Annotated in this window: 22 protein-coding genes; 9 read left to right on the top strand and 13 right to left on the bottom strand. The window is 42.8% G+C overall.

The window, feature by feature from the left end; translation table 11 throughout:
* Nucleotide 1 precedes the first annotated feature (1 nt).
* From qoxC to ACP69X_RS03500, 7 genes are all read right to left on the bottom strand, one after another.
* On the bottom strand, nt 2-619 hold the full coding sequence (qoxC, locus tag ACP69X_RS03470) for a cytochrome aa3 quinol oxidase subunit III (protein WP_039182371.1): 618 nt from the start codon (nt 617-619) through the stop codon (nt 2-4).
* A complete protein-coding gene (gene qoxB / locus ACP69X_RS03475; protein ID WP_007497822.1) occupies nt 619-2,577 on the bottom strand; it encodes a cytochrome aa3 quinol oxidase subunit I in 1,959 nt (652 codons plus the stop codon). Before qoxB ends, qoxC begins: the two co-directional genes overlap by 1 nt.
* Nucleotides 2,578-2,604: 27 nt before the next feature.
* Nucleotides 2,605-3,561 carry a cytochrome aa3 quinol oxidase subunit II gene (gene qoxA, locus ACP69X_RS03480; protein ID WP_087976235.1) on the bottom strand — a complete coding sequence of 319 codons (957 nt, stop codon included), beginning with the start codon at nt 3,559-3,561 and terminating at the stop codon, nt 2,605-2,607.
* Nucleotides 3,562-4,078: 517 nt separating this feature from the next.
* Nucleotides 4,079-5,161, bottom strand: coding sequence for a M24 family metallopeptidase (locus ACP69X_RS03485; protein ID WP_073978820.1), 1,083 nt, complete (start codon nt 5,159-5,161; stop codon nt 4,079-4,081).
* A 12-nt stretch (nt 5,162-5,173) separates the two neighbouring features.
* On the bottom strand, nt 5,174-6,685 hold the full coding sequence (galT, locus tag ACP69X_RS03490) for a UDP-glucose--hexose-1-phosphate uridylyltransferase (RefSeq protein ID WP_426052420.1): 1,512 nt from the start codon (nt 6,683-6,685) through the stop codon (nt 5,174-5,176).
* A gap of 36 nt (nt 6,686-6,721) precedes the next feature.
* Nucleotides 6,722-7,714: a UDP-glucose 4-epimerase GalE gene (gene galE / locus ACP69X_RS03495; RefSeq protein ID WP_426052421.1), complete on the bottom strand. Its 993-nt coding sequence runs from the start codon at nt 7,712-7,714 to the stop codon at nt 6,722-6,724.
* A complete protein-coding gene (locus tag ACP69X_RS03500) occupies nt 7,714-8,895 on the bottom strand; it encodes a galactokinase (protein ID WP_426052422.1) in 1,182 nt (393 codons plus the stop codon). The genes galE and ACP69X_RS03500 overlap by 1 nt, the downstream gene beginning before the upstream one ends.
* A gap of 181 nt (nt 8,896-9,076) precedes the next feature.
* On the opposite strand from ACP69X_RS03500, the gene ACP69X_RS03505 reads away from it, so the two are divergent.
* Nucleotides 9,077-9,922 carry an AraC family transcriptional regulator gene (locus ACP69X_RS03505; protein ID WP_007497828.1) on the top strand — a complete coding sequence of 282 codons (846 nt, stop codon included), beginning with the start codon at nt 9,077-9,079 and terminating at the stop codon, nt 9,920-9,922.
* A 34-nt stretch (nt 9,923-9,956) separates the two neighbouring features.
* On the opposite strand, the gene ACP69X_RS03510 is transcribed toward ACP69X_RS03505, so the two are convergent.
* Nucleotides 9,957-10,214 carry a hypothetical protein gene (locus ACP69X_RS03510; RefSeq protein WP_426052423.1) on the bottom strand — a complete coding sequence of 86 codons (258 nt, stop codon included), beginning with the start codon at nt 10,212-10,214 and terminating at the stop codon, nt 9,957-9,959.
* A gap of 27 nt (nt 10,215-10,241) precedes the next feature.
* The gene (locus ACP69X_RS03515) at nt 10,242-10,625 is read right to left on the bottom strand and encodes a GtrA family protein (protein WP_426052484.1); all 384 of its coding nucleotides are present in this window, start codon (nt 10,623-10,625) and stop codon (nt 10,242-10,244) included.
* Between the two features lie 457 nt (nt 10,626-11,082).
* On the opposite strand from ACP69X_RS03515, the gene ACP69X_RS03520 reads away from it, so the two are divergent.
* From ACP69X_RS03520 to ACP69X_RS03545, 6 genes are all read left to right on the top strand, one after another.
* The gene (locus ACP69X_RS03520) at nt 11,083-11,223 is read left to right on the top strand and encodes an anti-repressor SinI family protein (RefSeq protein ID WP_008345506.1); all 141 of its coding nucleotides are present in this window, start codon (nt 11,083-11,085) and stop codon (nt 11,221-11,223) included.
* A gap of 300 nt (nt 11,224-11,523) precedes the next feature.
* Nucleotides 11,524-12,213, top strand: a complete 690-nt coding sequence (locus ACP69X_RS03525; protein ID WP_041087669.1) for a class I SAM-dependent methyltransferase — start codon at nt 11,524-11,526, stop codon at nt 12,211-12,213.
* Nucleotides 12,206-12,874, top strand: coding sequence for a glycosyltransferase family protein (locus ACP69X_RS03530; protein ID WP_041087668.1), 669 nt, complete (start codon nt 12,206-12,208; stop codon nt 12,872-12,874). Before ACP69X_RS03525 ends, ACP69X_RS03530 begins: the two co-directional genes overlap by 8 nt.
* A gap of 107 nt (nt 12,875-12,981) precedes the next feature.
* Nucleotides 12,982-13,296 (top strand): DUF485 domain-containing protein, encoded by a 315-nt coding sequence (locus ACP69X_RS03535; protein WP_024423845.1) that lies wholly within the window; start codon nt 12,982-12,984, stop codon nt 13,294-13,296.
* The gene (locus ACP69X_RS03540; RefSeq protein ID WP_024423846.1) at nt 13,293-14,834 is read left to right on the top strand and encodes a solute symporter family protein; all 1,542 of its coding nucleotides are present in this window, start codon (nt 13,293-13,295) and stop codon (nt 14,832-14,834) included. The genes ACP69X_RS03535 and ACP69X_RS03540 overlap by 4 nt, the downstream gene beginning before the upstream one ends.
* A 320-nt stretch (nt 14,835-15,154) precedes the next feature.
* On the top strand, nt 15,155-15,493 hold the full coding sequence (locus tag ACP69X_RS03545) for a DUF4288 domain-containing protein (protein WP_041087667.1): 339 nt from the start codon (nt 15,155-15,157) through the stop codon (nt 15,491-15,493).
* A 25-nt stretch (nt 15,494-15,518) separates the two neighbouring features.
* On the opposite strand, the gene ACP69X_RS03550 is transcribed toward ACP69X_RS03545, so the two are convergent.
* The 4 genes from ACP69X_RS03550 to cidR form a co-directional block, all read right to left on the bottom strand.
* Nucleotides 15,519-15,893, bottom strand: coding sequence for a nuclear transport factor 2 family protein (locus ACP69X_RS03550; RefSeq protein WP_041087666.1), 375 nt, complete (start codon nt 15,891-15,893; stop codon nt 15,519-15,521).
* A gap of 133 nt (nt 15,894-16,026) precedes the next feature.
* Nucleotides 16,027-16,695 (bottom strand): thiamine phosphate synthase, encoded by a 669-nt coding sequence (gene thiE / locus ACP69X_RS03555; protein ID WP_041087665.1) that lies wholly within the window; start codon nt 16,693-16,695, stop codon nt 16,027-16,029.
* Entirely contained in the window at nt 16,682-17,506 is an 825-nt protein-coding gene (thiM, locus tag ACP69X_RS03560; RefSeq protein ID WP_041087664.1) for a hydroxyethylthiazole kinase, read from the bottom strand. The genes thiE and thiM overlap by 14 nt, the downstream gene beginning before the upstream one ends.
* Nucleotides 17,507-17,523: 17 nt before the next feature.
* Nucleotides 17,524-18,411 (bottom strand): cidABC operon transcriptional activator CidR, encoded by an 888-nt coding sequence (cidR, locus tag ACP69X_RS03565; RefSeq protein ID WP_039182411.1) that lies wholly within the window; start codon nt 18,409-18,411, stop codon nt 17,524-17,526.
* Between the two features lie 165 nt (nt 18,412-18,576).
* Here cidR and ACP69X_RS03570 point away from each other — a divergent pair, with 165 nt between their 5' ends.
* Nucleotides 18,577-18,960, top strand: coding sequence for a CidA/LrgA family holin-like protein (locus ACP69X_RS03570; RefSeq protein WP_081378132.1), 384 nt, complete (start codon nt 18,577-18,579; stop codon nt 18,958-18,960).
* Complete coding sequence (locus tag ACP69X_RS03575; protein WP_039182414.1) at nt 18,954-19,634, top strand: CidB/LrgB family autolysis modulator; 681 nt, start codon at nt 18,954-18,956, stop codon at nt 19,632-19,634. Before ACP69X_RS03570 ends, ACP69X_RS03575 begins: the two co-directional genes overlap by 7 nt.
* The last annotated feature ends 236 nt before the right edge of the window (nt 19,635-19,870 follow it).

Below are 19,870 nucleotides of genomic sequence, written 5' to 3' on the forward strand. Positions count from 1 at the left end.
ATCACAAAAGCCCCCCTAATCCGATCAAGTAAACAGCTGTGAAGATGAAAATCCATACAACATCAAGGAAATGCCAGTATAGACTTGAGATAAAAATCTTCGCTGCTGTTTGTGGAGTTAATCCACGTTTTTTAATTTGGAACAAGATTCCGGTAATCCAGAAGATACCGATCGATACGTGTAGTCCGTGAGTTCCTAAGAGTACAAAGAATGCAGACCAGTACGCACTTGTATGGATGCTCGCACCCTCATGTACATAATGGAAGAACTCAAAAATCTCAAATCCAACGAAGCCTGCACCTAGAAGCAGTGTGAGAATCGTCCAGATGACAACCCCTTTTGTACTTCCACGGCGCATTTCATGAACGGCAATCCCACATGTAAATGAACTAACCAATAGCAGGAATGTCATGATCAATACAAGTTTCATATCAAACAGCTCAGCTGGTAAAACGCCACCAGCTGTTCTGCCATGTAGAACAAAGTAGGTCGCAAAAAGTGTTGAGAATAACACGATTTCCGCGCCAAGGAATATCCAGAAACCAAGGATGTTTAAACGTCCGGTTTCAGAGCGATATTCAAGCGGTGCATTTGCATAGCTGCTATCATTATGTCCCATTACTTCTGCGCCTCCTTATTCTTTTTCTCTGTTTCGATTACTTCTTCAACAGGAATATAGTAGCCATCGTCATATTCGAATGAACGTAAAATCATCGTTGCGAATACACCGATTAAGCCAATAACGCCAATCCAGTACCATTCAAATACAAGACCGAATGCACCAAGTCCAAAGAATGCAGACATGATCAGCGGTCTGCCTGAATTGTGCGGCATGTGAATTTTCTTGAATTCTTTTTCAGGATGAACGTCTACATTGTTTTGCTTCCAATGATGGAATGCATCTGGTGTTGTCACTTCTGGAAGTGCTGCAAAGTTATAATGCGGCGGAATTGCAGAAGATGTCGCCCAGTCAAGTGTACGTCCTTCTCCCCAGCTGTCTCCAGACACTTCACGTTTTGCGTGTCTCCAGCTGTAGTAAATGTTGTAGCAAAGGATGATGAATCCGATACCCATCATAAATGCACCAATTGTTGAAATAAAGTTTAGTGCAGTCCAGCCATCTTCTGGTCCATACGTATAAATACGTCTTGGCATTCCTTGCAGTCCTAAGAAGTACTGCGGGAAGAAACAAATGTTAAATCCGATCATGAATACCCAGAAGAACCATTTGCCGATTCTTTCGTTTAACTTGTAACCAAACATTTTTGGATACCAGAAAACAAGACCAGCAAAACAAGCAAATACAGTACCTGCGATTAATACATAGTGGAAGTGGGATACAAGGAAGTACGTGTTATGGTACTGGTAATCCGCAGCTGCCATCGCAAGCATAACCCCAGTTACACCACCGATTACGAAGTTCGGGATGAAACCAAGTGCCCAAAGCATTGGTGATGTAAAGCTGATACGGCCTCGATACATCGTAAAGAGCCAGTTAAAGATTTTCACACCTGTTGGTACAGAAATCGCCATTGTTGTAATCGAGAAGAATGAGTTAACCGCTGCACTGTTCCCCATTGTAAAGAAGTGGTGAACCCACACAAGGAAACTAAGAACAGAGATTGCCACAATCGAGACAACCATCGCTTTGTAACCAAACAACTGCTTTCTTGAGAACGTCGCAAAAATTTCTGAGAAAATACCGAAAGCCGGCAGGATAACAATATATACCTCAGGATGTCCCCAAATCCAGAATAGGTTCGCCCAAAGCATCGGCATACCGCCTGCTTCGAGTGTAAAGAATGCAGATCCGAATAAACGATCAAATGTCATAAGTGCTAAAGCAACTGTTAGTACAGGGAATGCAAAAACGATGATGACAGACGTAATCAATGTTGTCCATGTAAACATTGGCATACGCATAAGTGTCATACCTTTTGTACGCATTTTTAAGATGGTCACCATGAAGTTAATACCTGTCATAAGTGTACCAATACCTGCAATTTGGAGCCCGAGCAAGTAGTAGTTCTGTCCAGGTCCTGGTGAGAAATCATTTCCGGCGAGCGGCATGTAACTCGTCCAGCCTGCACTTGGTGATCCTCCAATAACGAAGGAAATGTTGAACAGCATTGCTCCGACCATGAATGTCCAGAAGCTAAGGTTGTTCAAATAAGGGAATGCAACGTCACGTGCACCAATTTGAAGAGGAACAACGACGTTGATTAAACCAATTAAAAATGGCATCGCCATGAATAGAATCATGATCGTACCATGCGTTGTAAAGATTTCATTATAGTGGTTTGAATCTAAAAACGTATTATTAGGAAGCGCCAGCTGCGCGCGCATCATCAGTCCGTCTACCCCACCGCGGAAGAACATAATCACAGCAGCAAGGATATACATGATTCCAAGCTTTTTATGATCAACTGATGTCAGCCATTCTTTCCAGAGCCATTTCCACTTTTTAAAGTAGGTTAAAACAAACACGATGGCAATGGAGGTAAGAGCGATAGAAATTTGCGCACCAAGAATTAATGGGTCTCCAGTTACAAAAAACTCATCCCATTTTAAATGCATAACGGCCTCCTCCTTTCCTTAGTCAGTTTATTCTGTTTCTAGTTTTCTTTTATAGTTCTTCACATTCTCGAAAGGATCTGTCTTGGAATGCGGAGAAACTGCTTGGTAACCTAAACGTTTGCGTGCTTGGAGTGCATATTCAGAATCCTCTCCGTGCTTCGCAAAGGATAAATGTGTTGATGAGAATGTCTGCACATCTGCAGCATCAGGAAGCATCAAGTAATCATACGTTTTCTTCGTTAACTTCGGTGCTTCTTTCTTCGTTTTGTTTACCCATTTATCATAGTCAGACTGCGTCATCGCATTGACTTTGAATTTTTGCTGAGCAAAGCCCTCACCTGTGAAGTTGGCGTTTCTTCCTTGGTATGTGCCCACTTCATCAGCTTGAAGATATTGTTCCATTTCCATTCCAGCCATCGCATACTTCTCCCCGCCTAGCTGAGGAATCCATAGGGATGCCATTGTATCAGCGGAAGTGATTTTGAATAAAATCGGCTGATCTTTTGGAATGTTTAAGTAGTTCACTGTCTCAATATTTTCCTCTGGATAACTAAAGATCCATTTCCAATCAACAGCTGTCGCATAAACGACAAGTGGATCTTTATGGCTTGTTGCTTGAGGTGCCTCTTCCAAAGAGTAAATTGTTTTTACAGTTGGAATAGAAAGAGCAGCAACGATTAATATTGGGATCACTGTCCAGACAACTTCTAGAAGCGTATTCCCGTGTATTTCTGGGTTATAAGAGGCGTTTCCAACGTCCTTACGCTCACGGTATTTAACCAAAATGATGGTAAACAGTACAAATACCGCACCAACGATAAAGAGCATGAATCCGATAGATAAAAGGATTAAGTCTTTTTGTTGTGCTGCGACTGGTCCTTTAGGATCTAAAACAGCGATATTGCTGCAACCTCCTAATACAAAAACACTCACGAGCATCGCTAATAAAAGCATAGGTTTAATGGCTCTGAACAAGAAGATCACCATCCTTCCTTAAATAATGTATAAATTGCTGAATAATTGTGAAAAGCCATCTGCCTTCGAAAACTTTTCTTCCCTTTGTAATGCTATCAAAATCTGTTAGAGTTAGCTTCCCTTTTTTCAAAAGTTCATTTATTTTTCAACAGATTTCTCTTAAAATGTCATAAATTCGACATAAATTTATATTATTGCACACACAATAAATTACTAGGATTTTGAAAAGTTGAGAGTTGAAGGCAAAGGACAAACAATCTATAACTTTGTCAAATTTAGGTTTACCACAATAAAAAAGTTTGGTCAAATTTCAATTTAACTTAATGAAATTTTATCTAGGTAAACAATTTCAAAATAGGTATCCCCACATTTAACAAAAACCTTACTCATTTTAACGCAAGTTGACAAGAAAAGAAAGTATCGATCCTCTAACTATACGCTGTAAGAATTGGTAATCATGTTGAATATGTGGAATCCCACAAAATGACTTCCAGCAAAAAACCGGCTCAGCGCCGGCATTCTGCAATTATTCATCTCTTACTAAAATATCAGGGCGCCTATAGATGTCCCCTTCATGTTCAACATCAATGTATGTCCACTTGCCTGTATAGGTTAAAAAGCGGTTCCCCTCTTTCTCTACGACTATCGTATCCTCTGATTTCAATCCAGGCAATGAAGGGTTCCATGTAAACACTTGATGCAGCTGAATTTCTTCCTTCGATGAAGGAACTGCAATCATTTCTCTAGACACAAAGCCCGTTTTCCCTCCTTGATGAAGCTTTTTCCAGCTATCGGGGAAGCCTTCATTTTCATACTGAGCAATACCTGCTTTCAACACGTCTCCCAAAGTCTTACCGGGGCGCGTGGCGGCATTCATGACCGTGTCAATTCGTGCAAGCCGCTCTTTGTTCTCTTCAAGCTCCTTTGGAAGCTGACCGAAGTAAACAGACCTTGTGACATTCGCCACGAGTCCGTGCCGTTCAGCGCAAAGGACAACAAGCGCATGCTTTTGAAGTTTTTTGTCTGTTGGAATTGGATGACGGTATTGATGAATCCGGTCATCTGTTGCCACAAGCAGTACCTCTATCGTCATTCCCTGCGCGATCGCTTTTTGAGCCGCAAGCGATGCGATTTCGTACTCTGTCTGTCCTGGAACGATTTCTTTACAGACATTCTCTACAATGACTGCTGTTTCATGACAAAGCGTTTCATATTGGCGGAGCTGTGATGCGGAAAGAATGGATCGAACTTGCGACAAATCCGGCTCGATCCATTCGAATCCATCCATTTGAATGTCTGACCCGATTCGTTTGTCTTTTGTGAGTGTTTGAATGTGTGTCGTATCATCCTCATACCAATCCATCGTTACTACTTGAAATGGGTGATCGATATACGCCATCTCTTCTTCAATGATCCGCTTTTCTTCCATTTGATTCACAATGAGGACGATGTCGTCTTTTAACACAAGCAGCTTACACACGCCCTCTGGTGTATTTAACACGATATGATTTCTTCTTCCTCCTGTCAGCCAGGAGAAGTTATTTCGCTTTTGAATTAAGACACCGTCGAGCTGTTTTTCTTCCATTATTGTTCTTACTTGTTCAATCATCTAATCACCTGCCTATATGAGTGTATGAATGAAACGTTTAAAAGCTGTTTTCCCTTGCTCGGTTCTTTTAAACACACCCGCCTGTGAGAGAATTCGAGAAAAAATCATGCCGACTTCTTTTTGTAAAATGGCTTCTGTATTCTCCACTGTAAAGGTGTTCTCTTCAAGCAGACGCTTTGCCCATGCTTCATGTTTCGTGATAGCAGGACGGGCTTTGATTTCTTCAAGGGGGTTTTTGGATAACAGCGCTTCTTTTAATTGGCTTAATTCCTCTGCTAATCTACCAGGAAGAACTGCAAGACCCATCACTTCAATTAATCCGATATTCTCTTTTTTAATATGATGGACTTCTTCGTGCGGATGGAAAATTCCGTCCGGGTGCTGCTTGTTTGTACGATTATTACGCAGCACTAGATCTAATTCATAGTCATCTCCATGTCGGCGTGCAATTGGTGTAATGGTATTATGCGGCGTCTCTCCTGTATGAGCTAGCAGCTCCACTTCTTCATCTGAATACATTTTCCACTCGTTTAAGATAAAGTCTGCGGCGTCTGCAAGCGTCTGCCTATCGCTGCTTCGAAGGCGGATCACAGACATCGGCCATTTCACAATCCCGGCCCTCACATTCGGAAAGGCACTCAGAGAAAAAACATCTTCAAGCTCCGCTTTCGCCATCGGAAATTCATGCGCGCCGCCCTGAAAATGGTCATGACTTAATATACTGCCCCCGACAATCGGAAGGTCGGCGTTCGACCCGATGAAATAGTGCGGGTATATATATATGAAAGAAAGCAATCGTTCAAAGGTTTTTTTGGTGATGCTCATCGGCTCATGTTCGCCTTTGAACACAATGCAGTGCTCGTTGTAATACACATAAGGTGAAAATTGTAGAAACCAAGATTCATCTGTGAGTGTCACAGGAATAATCCGATGATTCTGTCTCGCTGGATGGTTGATCCGTCCCCCAAACCCAACGTTTTCTTTACAAAGGAGACAAAGAGGATATTGTTTTTGACTAAGCTTTTTGGCTTCAGCGATTGCTTTTGGGTCCTTTTCCGGCTTCGATAGATTAATTGTGATCTCCAGCTCGCCATCATCTGTTGGTGTAAACCACTGCACATTTTTGGCGATTCTGCCTGTATGAATATAGTGTGCGTGCTGCTGCATTTCATAGAACCAGCTTGTAGCAGCCTCTGGCCCTTCATACTGGCGTTTCTCTTCAAACTTTGCGTAGATGACACTTGGAGGCGCAACCAAGCATCCCATGATTTTCGCATCTAGTAAATCGCGATACGTATCCGTCCCCTCAAGGATAAGGCCAGTCTCTACTGCCCAATCCAGCATCGGCATTAAGATGTCTTCAAGCTCCGCATCCCCTGAGACTGTTCTTGGCTCAGCTTCATCCAGCCCAAGCACCTCAAGCAGCCGATTTCTCGTATAATCGATATCTAGTGGTGTGATCAGCTCTTGATTAATTCCGTATTGAATCAGCTGTTCCAGTTTTTCAAAAATATCAACCGCCATTCTCTCTGTCCCCTCTCTTGCCTGCCTGTTTACGCGCTATTTACTCTGGTAGCCGTCAGGATGCTTCTGAAACCAATCCCACGCACTTTGAATGATGGGGTGAAGGTCAGCATATTGAGGTGTCCACCCTAATTCTTGCAGCGCTTTTTCAGAAGAAGCAATCAGCTTTGCTGGATCTCCCGCGCGTCTGTTAGCCACCTGTGCTGGAATCGCATGCCCCGTGACGTTTCTTACAGCATCTACTACCTGTTTCACGGAGAAGCCTGTGCCATTCCCTAAGTTATATGTTGCACTTCCTTTTCCAGCGCGCAGACGATCAACAGCTAAGATGTGCGCCTCTACTAAATCCATGACATGAATGTAATCCCTAATACACGTGCCGTCCTCTGTCTCATAATCATCACCGTAAATCATGATCTGATCTCGTTTTCCTAAAGCCACTTGCAGAATGATCGGAATGAGGTGTGTCTCAGGCTGATGATCCTCTCCGACAAGTCCTTCTGTATGAGCACCAGCTACATTAAAGTAGCGAAGCACAACGTATTTCATTCCATATGCCTGCTCAGACCACTTCAGCATTTTTTCAATGGCAAGTTTTGTTTCTCCATAAGGATTGGTTGGGTTCGTCTCATCCGTTTCAACGATCGGCACACGCTTTGGTTCACCATACGCAGCTGCGGTTGAAGAGAAAACGATGTGTTTCACATCAAATTCATTCATCACCTGAAGTAAGACTGTTGCTCCTCCAACGTTGTTGTCATAGTACTTTAGCGGGTCTGTCACACTCTCACCGACAAGTGAATCTGCGGCAAAGTGCATAACCGCTTCTATTTGATGCGTTTTGAAAACCTGTCTTAAAAAATCTTGATCTCGCAAATCTCCCTCTTCTAAAACAGCTCCCTCCAAAACAGCTTCTTTGTGGCCTGTCTGCAAATTATCCACTACTACTACTTGTTCACCTTTCGCTAAAAGAGCCGCTACAGCATGACTGCCAATGTACCCTGCTCCCCCGCACACTAAAATCGTCATTACACTTCCTCCTTCGTGAGTTCTCTTGCGCCGCCTCCAATTCCAGCTGTGTAAAAAGAGGCTTGAATACCTGTCTTCTCTTGATAAATCGCACCCGTTTCTTCTATAAACGATGCCAGCTGTTTTTCTTGCACAATACTGATCGTGCAGCCGCCAAAACCCGCGCCCGTCATACGGGAGCCAATTGTTCCAGGATGGAGCCAAGCGGCTTCTGCCAGAGTATCCAGTTCAAATCCAGTCACTTCATAATCATTCTTTAAAGAGAGATGAGATGCCTTCATAAGCGCACCTATTTCTTCCATTTTATCATCTTTCAGAAATTTGACTGCTTTTATGGTTCGGTCGTTTTCTGTCACCACGTGTCTTGCACGTTTGCGGCATGTTTCATCCTGTATCAAGTGGGCATGCTCGGCAAATTCATCAGCCGTGAGCTCACATAAGTGGGCAAGATCGATTTCTTTTCGTAAATCGTTTAAGGCTGATTGACACTCTGACCGGCGTTCATTGTATTTGGAGTCTGCCAGTGTCCGCTTTTTGTTTGTATTGGCAATGACAAGCGCCAGTCCCTCTTGCCGAAACGGACTGTATTCAAAATCAAGGGTATCGCAATTGAGCAAGATGGCATGATCTTCTTTTCCAAGAGCGATTGAAAACTGATCCATGATGCCGCAATTGACGCCAATAAATTCATTTTCTGCACGCTGCGAAAGGAGGGCAAGACGGGCATTTGAAACGCCGAATGAATGCCATTCATTGATAAAGACAGCGGTGACAAGCTCGATGGAGGCAGAGGAAGACAGCCCTGCGCCATTGGGAATATTGCCGCCATATACAATGTCAAAGCCTTCTTCTATCTTCATCCCTGCTTCGATAAACTGATGGAACACGCCCTTCGGATAATTCGCCCAGCCGTCCGGCTCTAAGTAAGCGATTTCAAAAAGATTGAATTCTTTCACACCATCGCCATCAAAGTTCAAGGAATACATTCTCACGCGGCCATCTGACCGCTTTGCACATGCTGCATATGTACCGAGAGTGAGCGCACAAGGGAATACATGACCTCCATTGTAATCTGTATGTTCACCAATCAAGTTCACTCTTCCCGGGGCAAAAAAATAGCGAAGTTCTTCTTCTCTATCCCCAAATTGCTGGAGAAATGCCGTGCGTAACATATCGATCATATCCATTCCCCTTTTCTCTTCTGATACTCTTATTTTAGTTGCCTGAACTGCGTAAGTTCAATGGTAAAAAAATCGTTAAAAAATACCCTTTTTTTGCTGTGAATGGTACGATGTGATATGAGGTGTACCATGATTCAAAATAGAAAAAGGTTGTTTTTTGCTGTGAAGGAGGTTTTCCAATTTGAAGAAGGAAGCATTTGCATTTCGTTTTCACCATTCTGATGTTACATTGCCGGCACAAATATGGTCTGTTGGCTGGGAGGTTCAATCATCTTCGTTATACAGCTGGAATGGCGTGGAGCGGAAGGATCAGGGCAAGTGCATCTTTCAGCTCACACTGTCTGGACACGGCATGATTGAAATCGGACAGAAGCGGTTCAAAGTCTTGCCAGGGCAGGCCTTTCTTGTGAAAAGTCCAAGTGCCTATCAATATTATTTTCCAGAGGACAGTGAGCATTGGGAATTTCTATATTTGACGCTTTATGGGGAAGCCTGCGATCTTTGCTTTGACCAATTTATTGATCAAGGAAAGCAGGTCATGCGTTTTCATCCTAATTCCAAACCGATCCGCCTGCTGAAGAAAATTTATGATGAAGCCAGTGAAAGACGGATTACCAATCCATTTGAGGGGTCTAGCCTTGCTTATCAATTTGTCATGGAACTGTATTCATATTTGCCAAAGCTTGAGGGACAAATGGAGAAATGGCCTGAGCCCATCGTTCAAGCGGCCTTGTTTGCCAGCCATCATTTTCACGAGGAAATTGGCCCAGACGATATGGCAGCTGCGGCACGTTTATCCAAAAGTCATTTTACGAGGGAATTCAAAAAGGCCACTGGCTTCACACCAATTCACTACTTAACCAATATCAGGTTAGAGAAGGCGGAAACATTATTAAAAACAACGAAATACTCGATTGAAGAAATCGCCATACAGTGCGGCTACCGAAATGCGAATTACTTGAATAAAGTCTTTCGAAAGAAAATCGGCATGTCTCCAAAGCAACTGCGGGAAACAAGCGATGCATAATAAAAAGCAGCCGCTTTATCATTGGCTGCTTCTTTTACGCTTTTGACAGGTCAACATGAATTCTCCCTTGTCTTAAAACAATGGTCATTTGCGTATCAGGGGTCATTAAGTTTTCTAAAATGTCCGTTGCCGTTTGAAGCGCAATGTCCATTCGGTTGATCTTTTCCTTTTCTTGTTCCGAAAACGCTTCTGGATGTGCGGTCATTTCTTTGACTAGCCTCAGCACTTGTTCATGCTGCTTTTCTGTTTGTTGATATATGGCATCATATAAGTCGTCTGGCCTGCTGATCATTTCACATCACCTATCTTTTTTTATGTGTTAAATCGCATCTTCTTTTGTTTTCTTGAAGACGAACCACTTACTGGCGACATAATTGACCACCACAATCACAAAGTTGACAAGAATTTTTGCGACGGTTTCATTGAGCGCCATTTGGCTCACAAATAAAATCATCAGCCCCAGATCTACACCTAGAGACATGAGACGGACACTAAAAAATGAAGAAAGCTCACGCATGAGGCTTTTTGTGTCACGAGCCTTTTGCTTGAAGACATACTTCTTATTGGTGATATAAGCAAAGAGCACAGCAAATACCCATGAAACAACCGTAGCTGTTTTGTAATCCATGGAAAACATCTCAACGAATAAATAGAAGGTGACGATATTGACAATGGTTGTACACACACCCATCACAAGATACATGACAACTTCTTGATACTTTTGAAAAAGGCTATACATGTCTTTCTTCATTCCTTCTTGGTGGTTTCTGTTTCTTTTAGAATACCATCTTGAGAAGAACTTCCCAAACGAACAATATGTACGTCCTGCAAAAGATGAAATTTGTTCTACTCGATGGCAAATGTCAGCACAATCGGTTTATATGATTCAAATGTTTTAGGTCTTTATCATTATTTTAATTTATAATCTTTCAACTGACTTTACAATTGTTTATTATTAGAAGTAAGATTTCAATATTTATGGGTTTTTTAGTCATTTTTTTAGGGACGTGGTAGGTGATAGATTTTACAAAATAGGTTAAATGTCATCATTTTTCGACAAAAATTTATTTTGCGCTGTTTTTAACCACACGTACAGTTACTAGACGGTTTGTTCAAGTCATTGGTTGCAGTGAATATGTCTTATTGAACTGGAGGATATTATGGATACGCAAGTGAAAAGAAGAGTTGACGAAGAGTGGGTTTATTTGATTCAGGAAGCGAAAAAAATTGGACTAGGCATCGAAGAAATACAAGCTTTTTTAACATCCAACGGTGATCAGAAGATGATAAACAAACCGTAAATCAACGCCGTTATCCTTTGTCTTTCAGACTGCTTTGGCTAAAAGTTCTGACCTGTCAATTGACCTTTCGAAAATCCTTTCATGACGATACGCTACAATAATTGAACACCTCTCCATACCAATCCCTTCACTCAATGGGGTTCTGTCTTTCTATATTAGGAGGACAGTCCACTTCCCGTTCTCTATATGATTCCTTTTTAGTTGCATTCATGAAAATTGTCCTTCTCTCGTTATAAAACCAAGCTGCCCACCCATATATTAAGCATGAAAACAACGAGAAAGCAGAAAGGTGGGTAGAGCGTGAGTTCAGATTCCCTTTCGTATTATCACCAAAAAAAGGATCAGTATTATCATGGGGTAAACCCGGTCATCGTCAGTCGTATTCGCGCGGAATGGACGTCTTTGTTGGATATCGGATGCGGCACAGGCAAGCTTGGAAAAGTCCTGAAACAAAAGGGCCGAACCATCTATGGCATTGAGTCATTTGAAGACGCAGCAAAAGAGGCTGAGCAAGAGCTGGATCATGTTCTCTGTGGAAATATTGAACAGATGGCTCTCCCTTATGAACATGAACAATTTGACTGCATTATTTTCGGAGATGTCCTCGAGCACTTATTGGACCCTTGGGCCGTTTTAAAAAAGGTGAAACCCTTCCTTAAAAAAGAGGGTGCCATCTTGTCATCTATTCCAAATATCGGCCACATTTCAACGGTTTTAGAATTACTAGCCGGCAGATTTACTTATACAGATGCAGGGTTAATGGATCAAACACATCTACGCTTCTTCACGCTCCACGAAATACATGCACTCTTTCATTCAGCGGGTTTTCGCATTCGCGAATTCGAGGCTATTCGCGTACAGCATCCTTCCTATGCAAGCGTGTTGAATGATCTACATGAATTACTCATGAAACACGGCATTCGTTCTGATTTTCACGAGGCCGCTACAGCCTATCAATATGTAGTCGAGGCGGTTCCATTTCATGAGTAATCCGACCATCCTGTTTGTTTTATGTGTAAATGATGAATCGATGTTTCAAGCTTGCTTCCGGCAGCTCGCTTCGCTTCCGGCTCCTCATGGATACCATGTGGAGGTCTTACCAATCAGACAGGCATCAAGTATGACCTCTGCCTACAATGAAGCCATCACTCATCCAGCTCAGTTTAAAATTTATCTTCATCAGGATACCTTGATTGTCAAACAGCATATGCTGCTTGAGCTCATCCCCCTTTTTTTACAAAATCCATCACTTGGCATGGTTGGCGTGATTGGAGCAGAAAGCGTGCCCGACAATGGAATTTGGTGGGAGAGTGCTGATTGCAGGGGTAAAGTCATTGAATATCGCTACGACACCTATCAGCTGCTTTCGTTTGAAGGAGACCGTCAGCAGCCCGAAGTGCAAGATTATATCAAAGCTGCGGCTATTGATGGTCTATTCATGGCAACACAATACGATGTGAGGTGGCGTGAGGACCTCTTTGACGGCTTTCATTTTTATGATGTCTCGCAGTCCTTTGAATTCTCTCAGCAGGGCTATGAAGTTGGAATTGCAAAACAAGAAGAGCCTTGGTGTATTCATAAATGCGGAGATCATTTTGATGCAAAAGCATATGAAAAAGCGAGAGAACAATTTCTTGCAAATTATCGATAGAAAGCACCCTTTTCGGGTGCCTTTTTTATGATATACTGTCATAAACAGCCAGATCGTCTCATATGCATTGGAGTACCTTGTCCCTAATTCGTACAAAGGAGGAAACAATGGCAGACAAAAAAGTTCATTATAAGAAGGTTGCCGCTTCAGAGGATTTTCGAAAACTTCTTGAGGAAAAACGCAGATTTATCGTACCGATGACGATTTTCTTTTTTCTCTTTTACTTTTCACTTCCGGTTGCTACATCCTACTTCACCTTTTTGAACACGCCGGCAATTGGCGCGATCTCATGGGCTTGGTTATTCGCCCTCACACAATTTGTCATGACCTGGGTTTTATGTGGACTTTATGCAAAAAAAGCAGCTAAGTTCGACAATTATGTAAGCGCTTTAAAAACTGAATCAAGAGGTGATGACGAATGAGCATGACCGCTTTTATTTTGTTCGTAGCGATCGTAGGTCTCACATTGGTCATCACATATTTTGCTGCGAAAAAAACAAGCAATGCGAGTGATTTTTACACAGCAGGCGGAGGTCTGACTGGGTTTCAAAACGGCCTTGCCATTGCTGGCGACTATATGTCTGCTGCATCATTTTTAGGGATTGCTGGAATGATCGCGTTAAACGGATTTGACGGTTTTTTCTATAGCATTGGTTTTCTAGTAGCGTATCTTGTCGTTCTTTACGTTGTGGCTGAACCGCTACGAAATCTAGGGAAATATACGATGGCCGATATGATCGCTGCACGATTTAAGCGCCCTGCCATTCGAGGGGTTGCCGCCTTTAATACCATTACAGTCTCCACTTTTTATATGATTGCACAGCTTGTTGGAGCAGGTGCATTAATCAAGCTGCTTCTTGGCATTGATTACTGGATCGCAGTGCTGATCGTGGGTGTCCTGATGACCATTTATGTCGTGTTTGGCGGCATGATTGCGACCAGCTGGGTACAAATCACAAAGGCTGTGCTTCTCATGCTTGGGACGCTCATTATTTCTCTGCTTGTGTTTGCAAAGTTTGATTTTAGTCTGCTGAAGATGTTTGAACAGATGAAAACTGCAACCCCGCTTGGTGAATCGTTTCTTCACCCGGGAAATAAATATGATGTGCCTTTAGAAACCTTGTCTCTTAACCTCGCCTTAGTGCTTGGGACAGCAGGTTTGCCGCACATTTTGATCCGTTTTTACACAGTAAAGGATGCGATTTCTGCGCGAAAATCGGTTCTTTCTGCTACTTGGATCATCGGGATTTTTTATTTAATGACGGTTTTCCTTGGCTTCGGTGCTGCTGCCTTTGTTGGAACAGAAGCGATCACAGCAGCAGATGCAGCCGGAAATATGGCCGCGCCTCTTCTGGCACAAGCCCTTGGAGGAGATTTATTATTTGCCTTTGTTTCCGCTATCGCTTTTGCGACCATATTGGCAGTGGTGACTGGTCTTGTTTTATCCGCCGCGTCAGCTTTTGCCCATGACTTTTATAGTCAGATTATCCGCAAAGGAAAAGCGAGTGAGCGGGAGCAGGTGAAGGCGGCACGCTTTGCTTCAATCGGCGTGGCGATCCTCTCCATCATTCTTGCATTATTTGCCCAGTCCTTAAACGTCGCTTTTCTTGTGTCTCTTGCCTTCGCAGTCGCAGCGAGTGCGAATTTACCTTTGATTATCTTCACTGTTTTTTGGAAACGTTTTAACTCTACGGGTGCCATTGCCGGAAGCTTAACAGGCCTTCTGAGTGCACTGATCATCGTCTCGCTCAGCCCAAGCGTTTGGGACCCATCAGGAGCAGCCATCTTCACAGGAGAGCCGCTCATCCCGCTGTCGAACCCTGGGATTATCTCGATTCCACTCGGATTCCTTGCCGCATACTTAGGCACGATATTCTCGTCTGAAAAAGCAGATGAAGACACCTTTACGGAAATTCAAGTAAAGGCACATACAGGCATGCATATGGATACTGATTCATAAGGAAAAGCCGGCTGCTTAGCCGGCTTTTTTGTGTTCTTCTGTTCAAGTCTCAGTAAGGTATAAATTGGCTTTTCAACTTATTTTTATACTTCTCTAATCTGGCAACCCTTCTAAACGTGATGAGAGAGCAGCATGTAATGATGATTAACAGAATTTCATGAACTTCCCCTCTGTTATCAACCACACTCTTCATCTCTATCCCTCCCTGTAATGAATCTATTTATCGTTATGTATTCTCCTACAAGATGTCATTCCTATGTTATCATGTTATACACATACTGGAAATTATTTAAATCGACACGAAAGAAGTGGGATGACGTATGCAAAGGATTTATTCTGCAAAATTATTATTCGAATCCATCTCATCACCAAGCAATATTCCCGATAAAATCTTTGAAGAACGAATCGTCTTGGTAAAAGCTAAGAACCAACGTCAAGTGAAGGAAATAGTCAAACAAGGCTTCCCAGAGGAAACCTATGATAATGCCGAAGGTGGCCAAACTAACATAAAATTAGCAGCCATTCTAGATATTTTTGAGCTTGTAGATCACTTAGAGCAAAAATCACTACACTTGAGTGAAGTATACAGCCGCCACCTTATTTTTGATGAAGAAACTTCTGTTCAAGAAGCCATCGAGGCCTATTCTTTAGACAAATAAAAAAGCCGGCTGCTCAGCCGGCTTTTTAATAGCGCTGGAATAACTCTGGGTTTTTCGGAACGTTTTCTAAATAAACGATCTTCCCTTGGTCGTCCAGCTCTGCGATATCAATTCCTTCTGCTGTATAGACACGGCCATCCGAAAGCTTTCCGCACACGGCCCAGTTTGTTTCATACTTTCCATCTGCTCTTTTAATCCATCCATCCCACATATGCTTAATGTCATCATGTACGTGGAAAAATGTGTTCAAAAATTGTGTGAATGCTTGGATTCCAGGCTTCTGGGCGCCATTTAAGACAATCATGACATCGTCAGAAAACAATGCCAGCAATTCATCCAGCTGCTCCTGCCCTTTTCCTGCTTCATCGTATCGGCGAAAATACGTATCGAGCACTTCCATGTTCATTCTCCTTTATTTACCTGTCATTTCGAAAACAATCGAACTATATAATTGTACACATTTGTTTCTCTCCTGTCTATTTTCCCCGACATAAGAAAAGACATGAATTGATTCAATCCATGTCTCTCTCAGATCAAAGAGATGCTTTTTCTGTTTCAACAAGTGATTTCAGCTTTTCTGCTGCTTTTTTTGGATCGGTGCTCTGGCTAATGGCGCTAATGATGCTAATGCCATCTGCCCCAGCTTGTATGACTGGAGCCGCATTGTCGTATGTGATCCCTCCGATACCCACAATCGGAATTTGAAGGCCATGACGGCGGACTTCAGTGATCAAAGACACCCCCTGGACACTGCGTGTATCCTTTTTCGTTTCCGTTGGATAGACTGGGCCCATCCCGACATAATCTGCTCCGTCTTTCATGGCTTGTTTCACTTCATCTAAGTTATGCGTCGACACGCCTAATATTTTATTACCGATCCTTTGTCTGACGTCTTTTGCGTTTGTGTCTTCCTGTCCAACATGAACGCCATCTGCATCAAGATCAATCGCTAGCTGTACATCATCATTCACAATAAAAGGAACATTTGCTTCTTGGCAAAGCGCTTGAATTTGACGAGCCAATTGTTTCTTCTCTTCACCCTGCAAGGCTTTTTCACCCTTTTCACGAAATTGAAACATGGTGATTCCGCCTTGAATGGCCTCGTTCACAACATCAAGCGGCTGTCTCGTTGAATTTGCTGTTCCCATAATAAAATAAACCGATAATTGCTGTTTGATTTGCTCTTGATCAGCCTTTGTCATGTGAAACTCCCCCTAATTTCCCTAATGTCAGCACATCATCGCCGGTTGTGTGTGATAGTGCGTTTAACAATTCCATTTGAAAGGTCCCCGGTCCTTTATCCTTTGTTTGCAGAGCTGCCTTTTCAGCTGCCACACCATAAAACAGCAATGCAGCGGCCGACGCATGAAGCGGCCTTTCACCTGCTGCACAAAATGCTCCTATGATAGATGTCAGCAAGCAGCCGGTTCCTGTCACCTTGGTGAGCCATTCATGTCCATTATGAATGGACAGCACCTCATTTCCATCTGACACCACATCGACTTTTCCTGTGATCACCACTATTGTCTGAAGTACAACGGACGCTTGTTTGGCTAATGCCAATACATCTCCATTCGCCGCTTTCGCATCAACGCCTTTTGATTCCCAGCCATCCACTCCAAGTAAATGAGCCACTTCAGCAGCATTTCCTCGGACCACGGTCATTTTTACTTTCTCTAACAGCTGTTTAGCGGCATTCGCTCGAAATGTTGTCGCACCGACGCCGACAGGATCTAACAAAACAGGTACACCTTTTTCATTGGCGGCTTGTCCAGCGAGAATCATGGCTTCCACCGTCTCCTTGGTCAGTGTGCCAATATTAAGCACAAGTGCATCCGCTAATTGCGCCATTTCAGCCACTTCTTCTTTGGCGTTTGCCATGACTGGCGAAGCACCTAAAGCAAGCAGTCCATTCGCTGTGAAATTCGTCACGACTTGATTCGTGATATTATGAACGAGTGGATTTTCCTCTCGAACCTTCTCCAATAAATGAGACGCGCGGCTTGTTTTCATCTGTATCATCCTCACTTTTACTCTGCATCCCACACGTAAGATTTCGTATGCTTTAACCATTCTCTTGCCGCAAACGACAAATAACGGTCTTTTCGCCAAATGACACCTAAATGCCACGGGATCGATGGGTTTAGGGAAATGACCTTTACCTTTTCAGGATCAAGATCACGGCAGATTCGTTCTGGCAGAAGTCCAATCCCTAAGTTTTCAGCTACCATTTCACTAATGAAATCCCACTGAGACGTTTCATAAATGACATTTGGCCGGAACCCCGCATTCATGCATTCATTTAAAATCCGGCTGTGCAGAACAAAATCTTCTCTAAAGAAAATAAACGACTCTTCCCTTAAATCAGCCAAATGTACCTCCTCACGACCGGCCATCGGATGGGATGGATGCGTCACGAGCTTCATGTTCTCTTTAATAATGGTGTACGTATGAAAAATTTTATCATTTGCAGGCAGAACAATGACACCAATATCTAACGACCCATCCTCGACCCCTTCCTCTACTTTAATGGAGCCGTGCTCGACCAATTGAAATGTGACATCTGGATATTGCTGGCGGAATTCACCCATGACATTCGGGAAGAAACTTGACCCAATCATCGGGGGCAGTCCAATTCGAATATGCCCTTTTTTCACATTCATTAAATCATTTAATTCGCTCGTTAAATTCTGAAATGACTGTGTGATTTCACTCGCCTGTGTATACATGGTTTGGCCAGCATCTGTCATTTCAACCTGCCGTCCATTTCGGTAAAACAACTGCACCCCCAGCTCATCCTCCAGGTTTTTGACCATCTTGGAAATGGTCGGCTGTGATACGTAAAGGGACTGCGATGCTTTCGTGAAGCTCTTTAACCTTGCCACTTCTAAGAAATATGTTAAATGTCTGATGTCCACATGCTTCATCCTTCCTATAGACAAAAGGAATAATTACTATTCAATATATGTATTTTACCTATAACTGAACGTGCTGTACACTTTAAAGTAAGCTCATCAATTGGAACGTTGTCATGTTTTTGTGAAACACTGAACAATTTATATAGAAAAAGGAGTGAACAGAAAGTGAAATTGCTCAAAACGCCGCTGATTGCTGCCCTTCAGATTATGGTCTTGTTTATTTTTGCGAAATTCATGAATGTGCTGGCGGCCTTTTTGCATTTAAGAATCCCGGGCACGATCTTAGGCATTCTTGTCATTTTCTTATTACTTCATTTTAAGATCATTCAATTAAAATGGATAGAACTTGGCGCCGTATGGCTGCTCGGAGAACTGCTGCTTTTCTTTATTCCATCAGCAGTTGGTGTCATTGATTATGGAAAACTGCTTTCTCAATCTGGCACAAGTATTGTCCTTGTCGTCTTACTTAGTACGTTTGTGGTCATGCTTTCAACTGGTATCATGACGCAAATGATTGCGAAACGAAAGGAGCGAAAAAAGCTATGTTAGTTGGCGGACTATTTCTGATTTTAACTGTTCTTTTATATCTCGGATCAAAAGCGGTGTACAAACGGCATCCAAAGGTTTATGTCTCACCATTACTTGTCACTCCGCTTGTTCTTGTCGTCTTGCTGTTAATCGTCAACATTCCTTACGATGCTTACAATCAAGGCGGGAAATGGCTCACGAATATGCTGCAGCCTGCGACTGTTGCTTTTGCCATTCCTTTATATAAGTATTTTCATATCCTGAAGAAGCATGCAGTGGAAATTCTTTTGAATGTGGCTTGCGGCTCTATCATTGCGATTTTATCTACGGCATTTATCGCCAAGTTATTTCATCTAGACACAGGCCTTATTGAGAGCCTTGTCCCAAGATCGGTCACAACACCTGTAGCAATGAGTGTGTCAGAAATGATCGGCGGCATGCCGTCCGTTACGGCTGTCTTTGTCATTTTAACCGCACTGTTTGGATCGATTATCGGTCCAATGGTGATCCGTTACTTCCGCATCGATAATGACATTGCCATGGGCGTCCTGCTTGGAACAGGTGCACACGGTGCAGGAACATCGAAAGCCTTTGAAATGAGCTCCGTCTCAGGGACGATCTCAAGTGTATCGATGATTATTTCAGCCATTATTACATTATGTGCAGCGCCGATCCTCATGTCGTTTGCCTTATAAAAAAAGCTATTTCCCTTATAGGAAATAGCTTTTAGATTGTTGACAAAGTGCTAAAATGTTCTTTATTTTAGCACTTTGTCTTCTTTTCAGCGTGATAGAAAACCTTTGCAGTCTAGGAAGGACGAGTACCGGAGCGGAGCGAATTTGACATTCGTGAGCACCGGAGCGCAGACCTGCGGGCGAATGCGAGGGTTTGTCTACACGCTGAAAGCCATTCCTTATCGGAAATGGCTTTT

Origin of the sequence: Bacillus sp. DC4300-2b2 (assembly GCF_049895685.1) — a bacterium.
Classification (GTDB): Bacteria; Bacillota; Bacilli; order Bacillales; family Bacillaceae; genus Bacillus; species Bacillus safensis.

Excerpts from the sequence above, each read along its gene's own strand:
- qoxC (WP_039182371.1), bottom strand. The coding sequence starts at position 619 with ATGGGACATAATGATAGCAGCTATGCAAATGCACCGCTTGAATATCGC.
- qoxB (WP_007497822.1), bottom strand. The coding sequence starts at position 2,577 with ATGCATTTAAAATGGGATGAGTTTTTTGTAACTGGAGACCCATTAATT.
- ACP69X_RS03485 (WP_073978820.1), bottom strand. The coding sequence starts at position 5,161 with ATGATTGAACAAGTAAGAACAATAATGGAAGAAAAACAGCTCGACGGT.
- galT (WP_426052420.1), bottom strand. The coding sequence starts at position 6,685 with ATGGCGGTTGATATTTTTGAAAAACTGGAACAGCTGATTCAATACGGA.
- galE (WP_426052421.1), bottom strand. The coding sequence starts at position 7,714 with ATGACGATTTTAGTGTGCGGGGGAGCAGGGTACATTGGCAGTCATGCT.
- ACP69X_RS03500 (WP_426052422.1), bottom strand. The coding sequence starts at position 8,895 with ATGATCGATATGTTACGCACGGCATTTCTCCAGCAATTTGGGGATAGA.
- ACP69X_RS03510 (WP_426052423.1), bottom strand. The coding sequence starts at position 10,214 with ATGATCAGCAGGCCAGACGACTTATATGATGCCATATATCAACAAACA.
- ACP69X_RS03515 (WP_426052484.1), bottom strand. The coding sequence starts at position 10,625 with ATGTATCTTGTGATGGGTGTGTGTACAACCATTGTCAATATCGTCACC.
- ACP69X_RS03520 (WP_008345506.1), top strand. The coding sequence starts at position 11,083 with ATGGATACGCAAGTGAAAAGAAGAGTTGACGAAGAGTGGGTTTATTTG.
- ACP69X_RS03530 (WP_041087668.1), top strand. The coding sequence starts at position 12,206 with ATGAGTAATCCGACCATCCTGTTTGTTTTATGTGTAAATGATGAATCG.
- ACP69X_RS03535 (WP_024423845.1), top strand. The coding sequence starts at position 12,982 with ATGGCAGACAAAAAAGTTCATTATAAGAAGGTTGCCGCTTCAGAGGAT.
- ACP69X_RS03540 (WP_024423846.1), top strand. The coding sequence starts at position 13,293 with ATGAGCATGACCGCTTTTATTTTGTTCGTAGCGATCGTAGGTCTCACA.
- ACP69X_RS03545 (WP_041087667.1), top strand. The coding sequence starts at position 15,155 with ATGCAAAGGATTTATTCTGCAAAATTATTATTCGAATCCATCTCATCA.
- ACP69X_RS03550 (WP_041087666.1), bottom strand. The coding sequence starts at position 15,893 with ATGGAAGTGCTCGATACGTATTTTCGCCGATACGATGAAGCAGGAAAA.
- thiE (WP_041087665.1), bottom strand. The coding sequence starts at position 16,695 with ATGACAAAGGCTGATCAAGAGCAAATCAAACAGCAATTATCGGTTTAT.
- thiM (WP_041087664.1), bottom strand. The coding sequence starts at position 17,506 with ATGAAAACAAGCCGCGCGTCTCATTTATTGGAGAAGGTTCGAGAGGAA.
- ACP69X_RS03575 (WP_039182414.1), top strand. The coding sequence starts at position 18,954 with ATGTTAGTTGGCGGACTATTTCTGATTTTAACTGTTCTTTTATATCTC.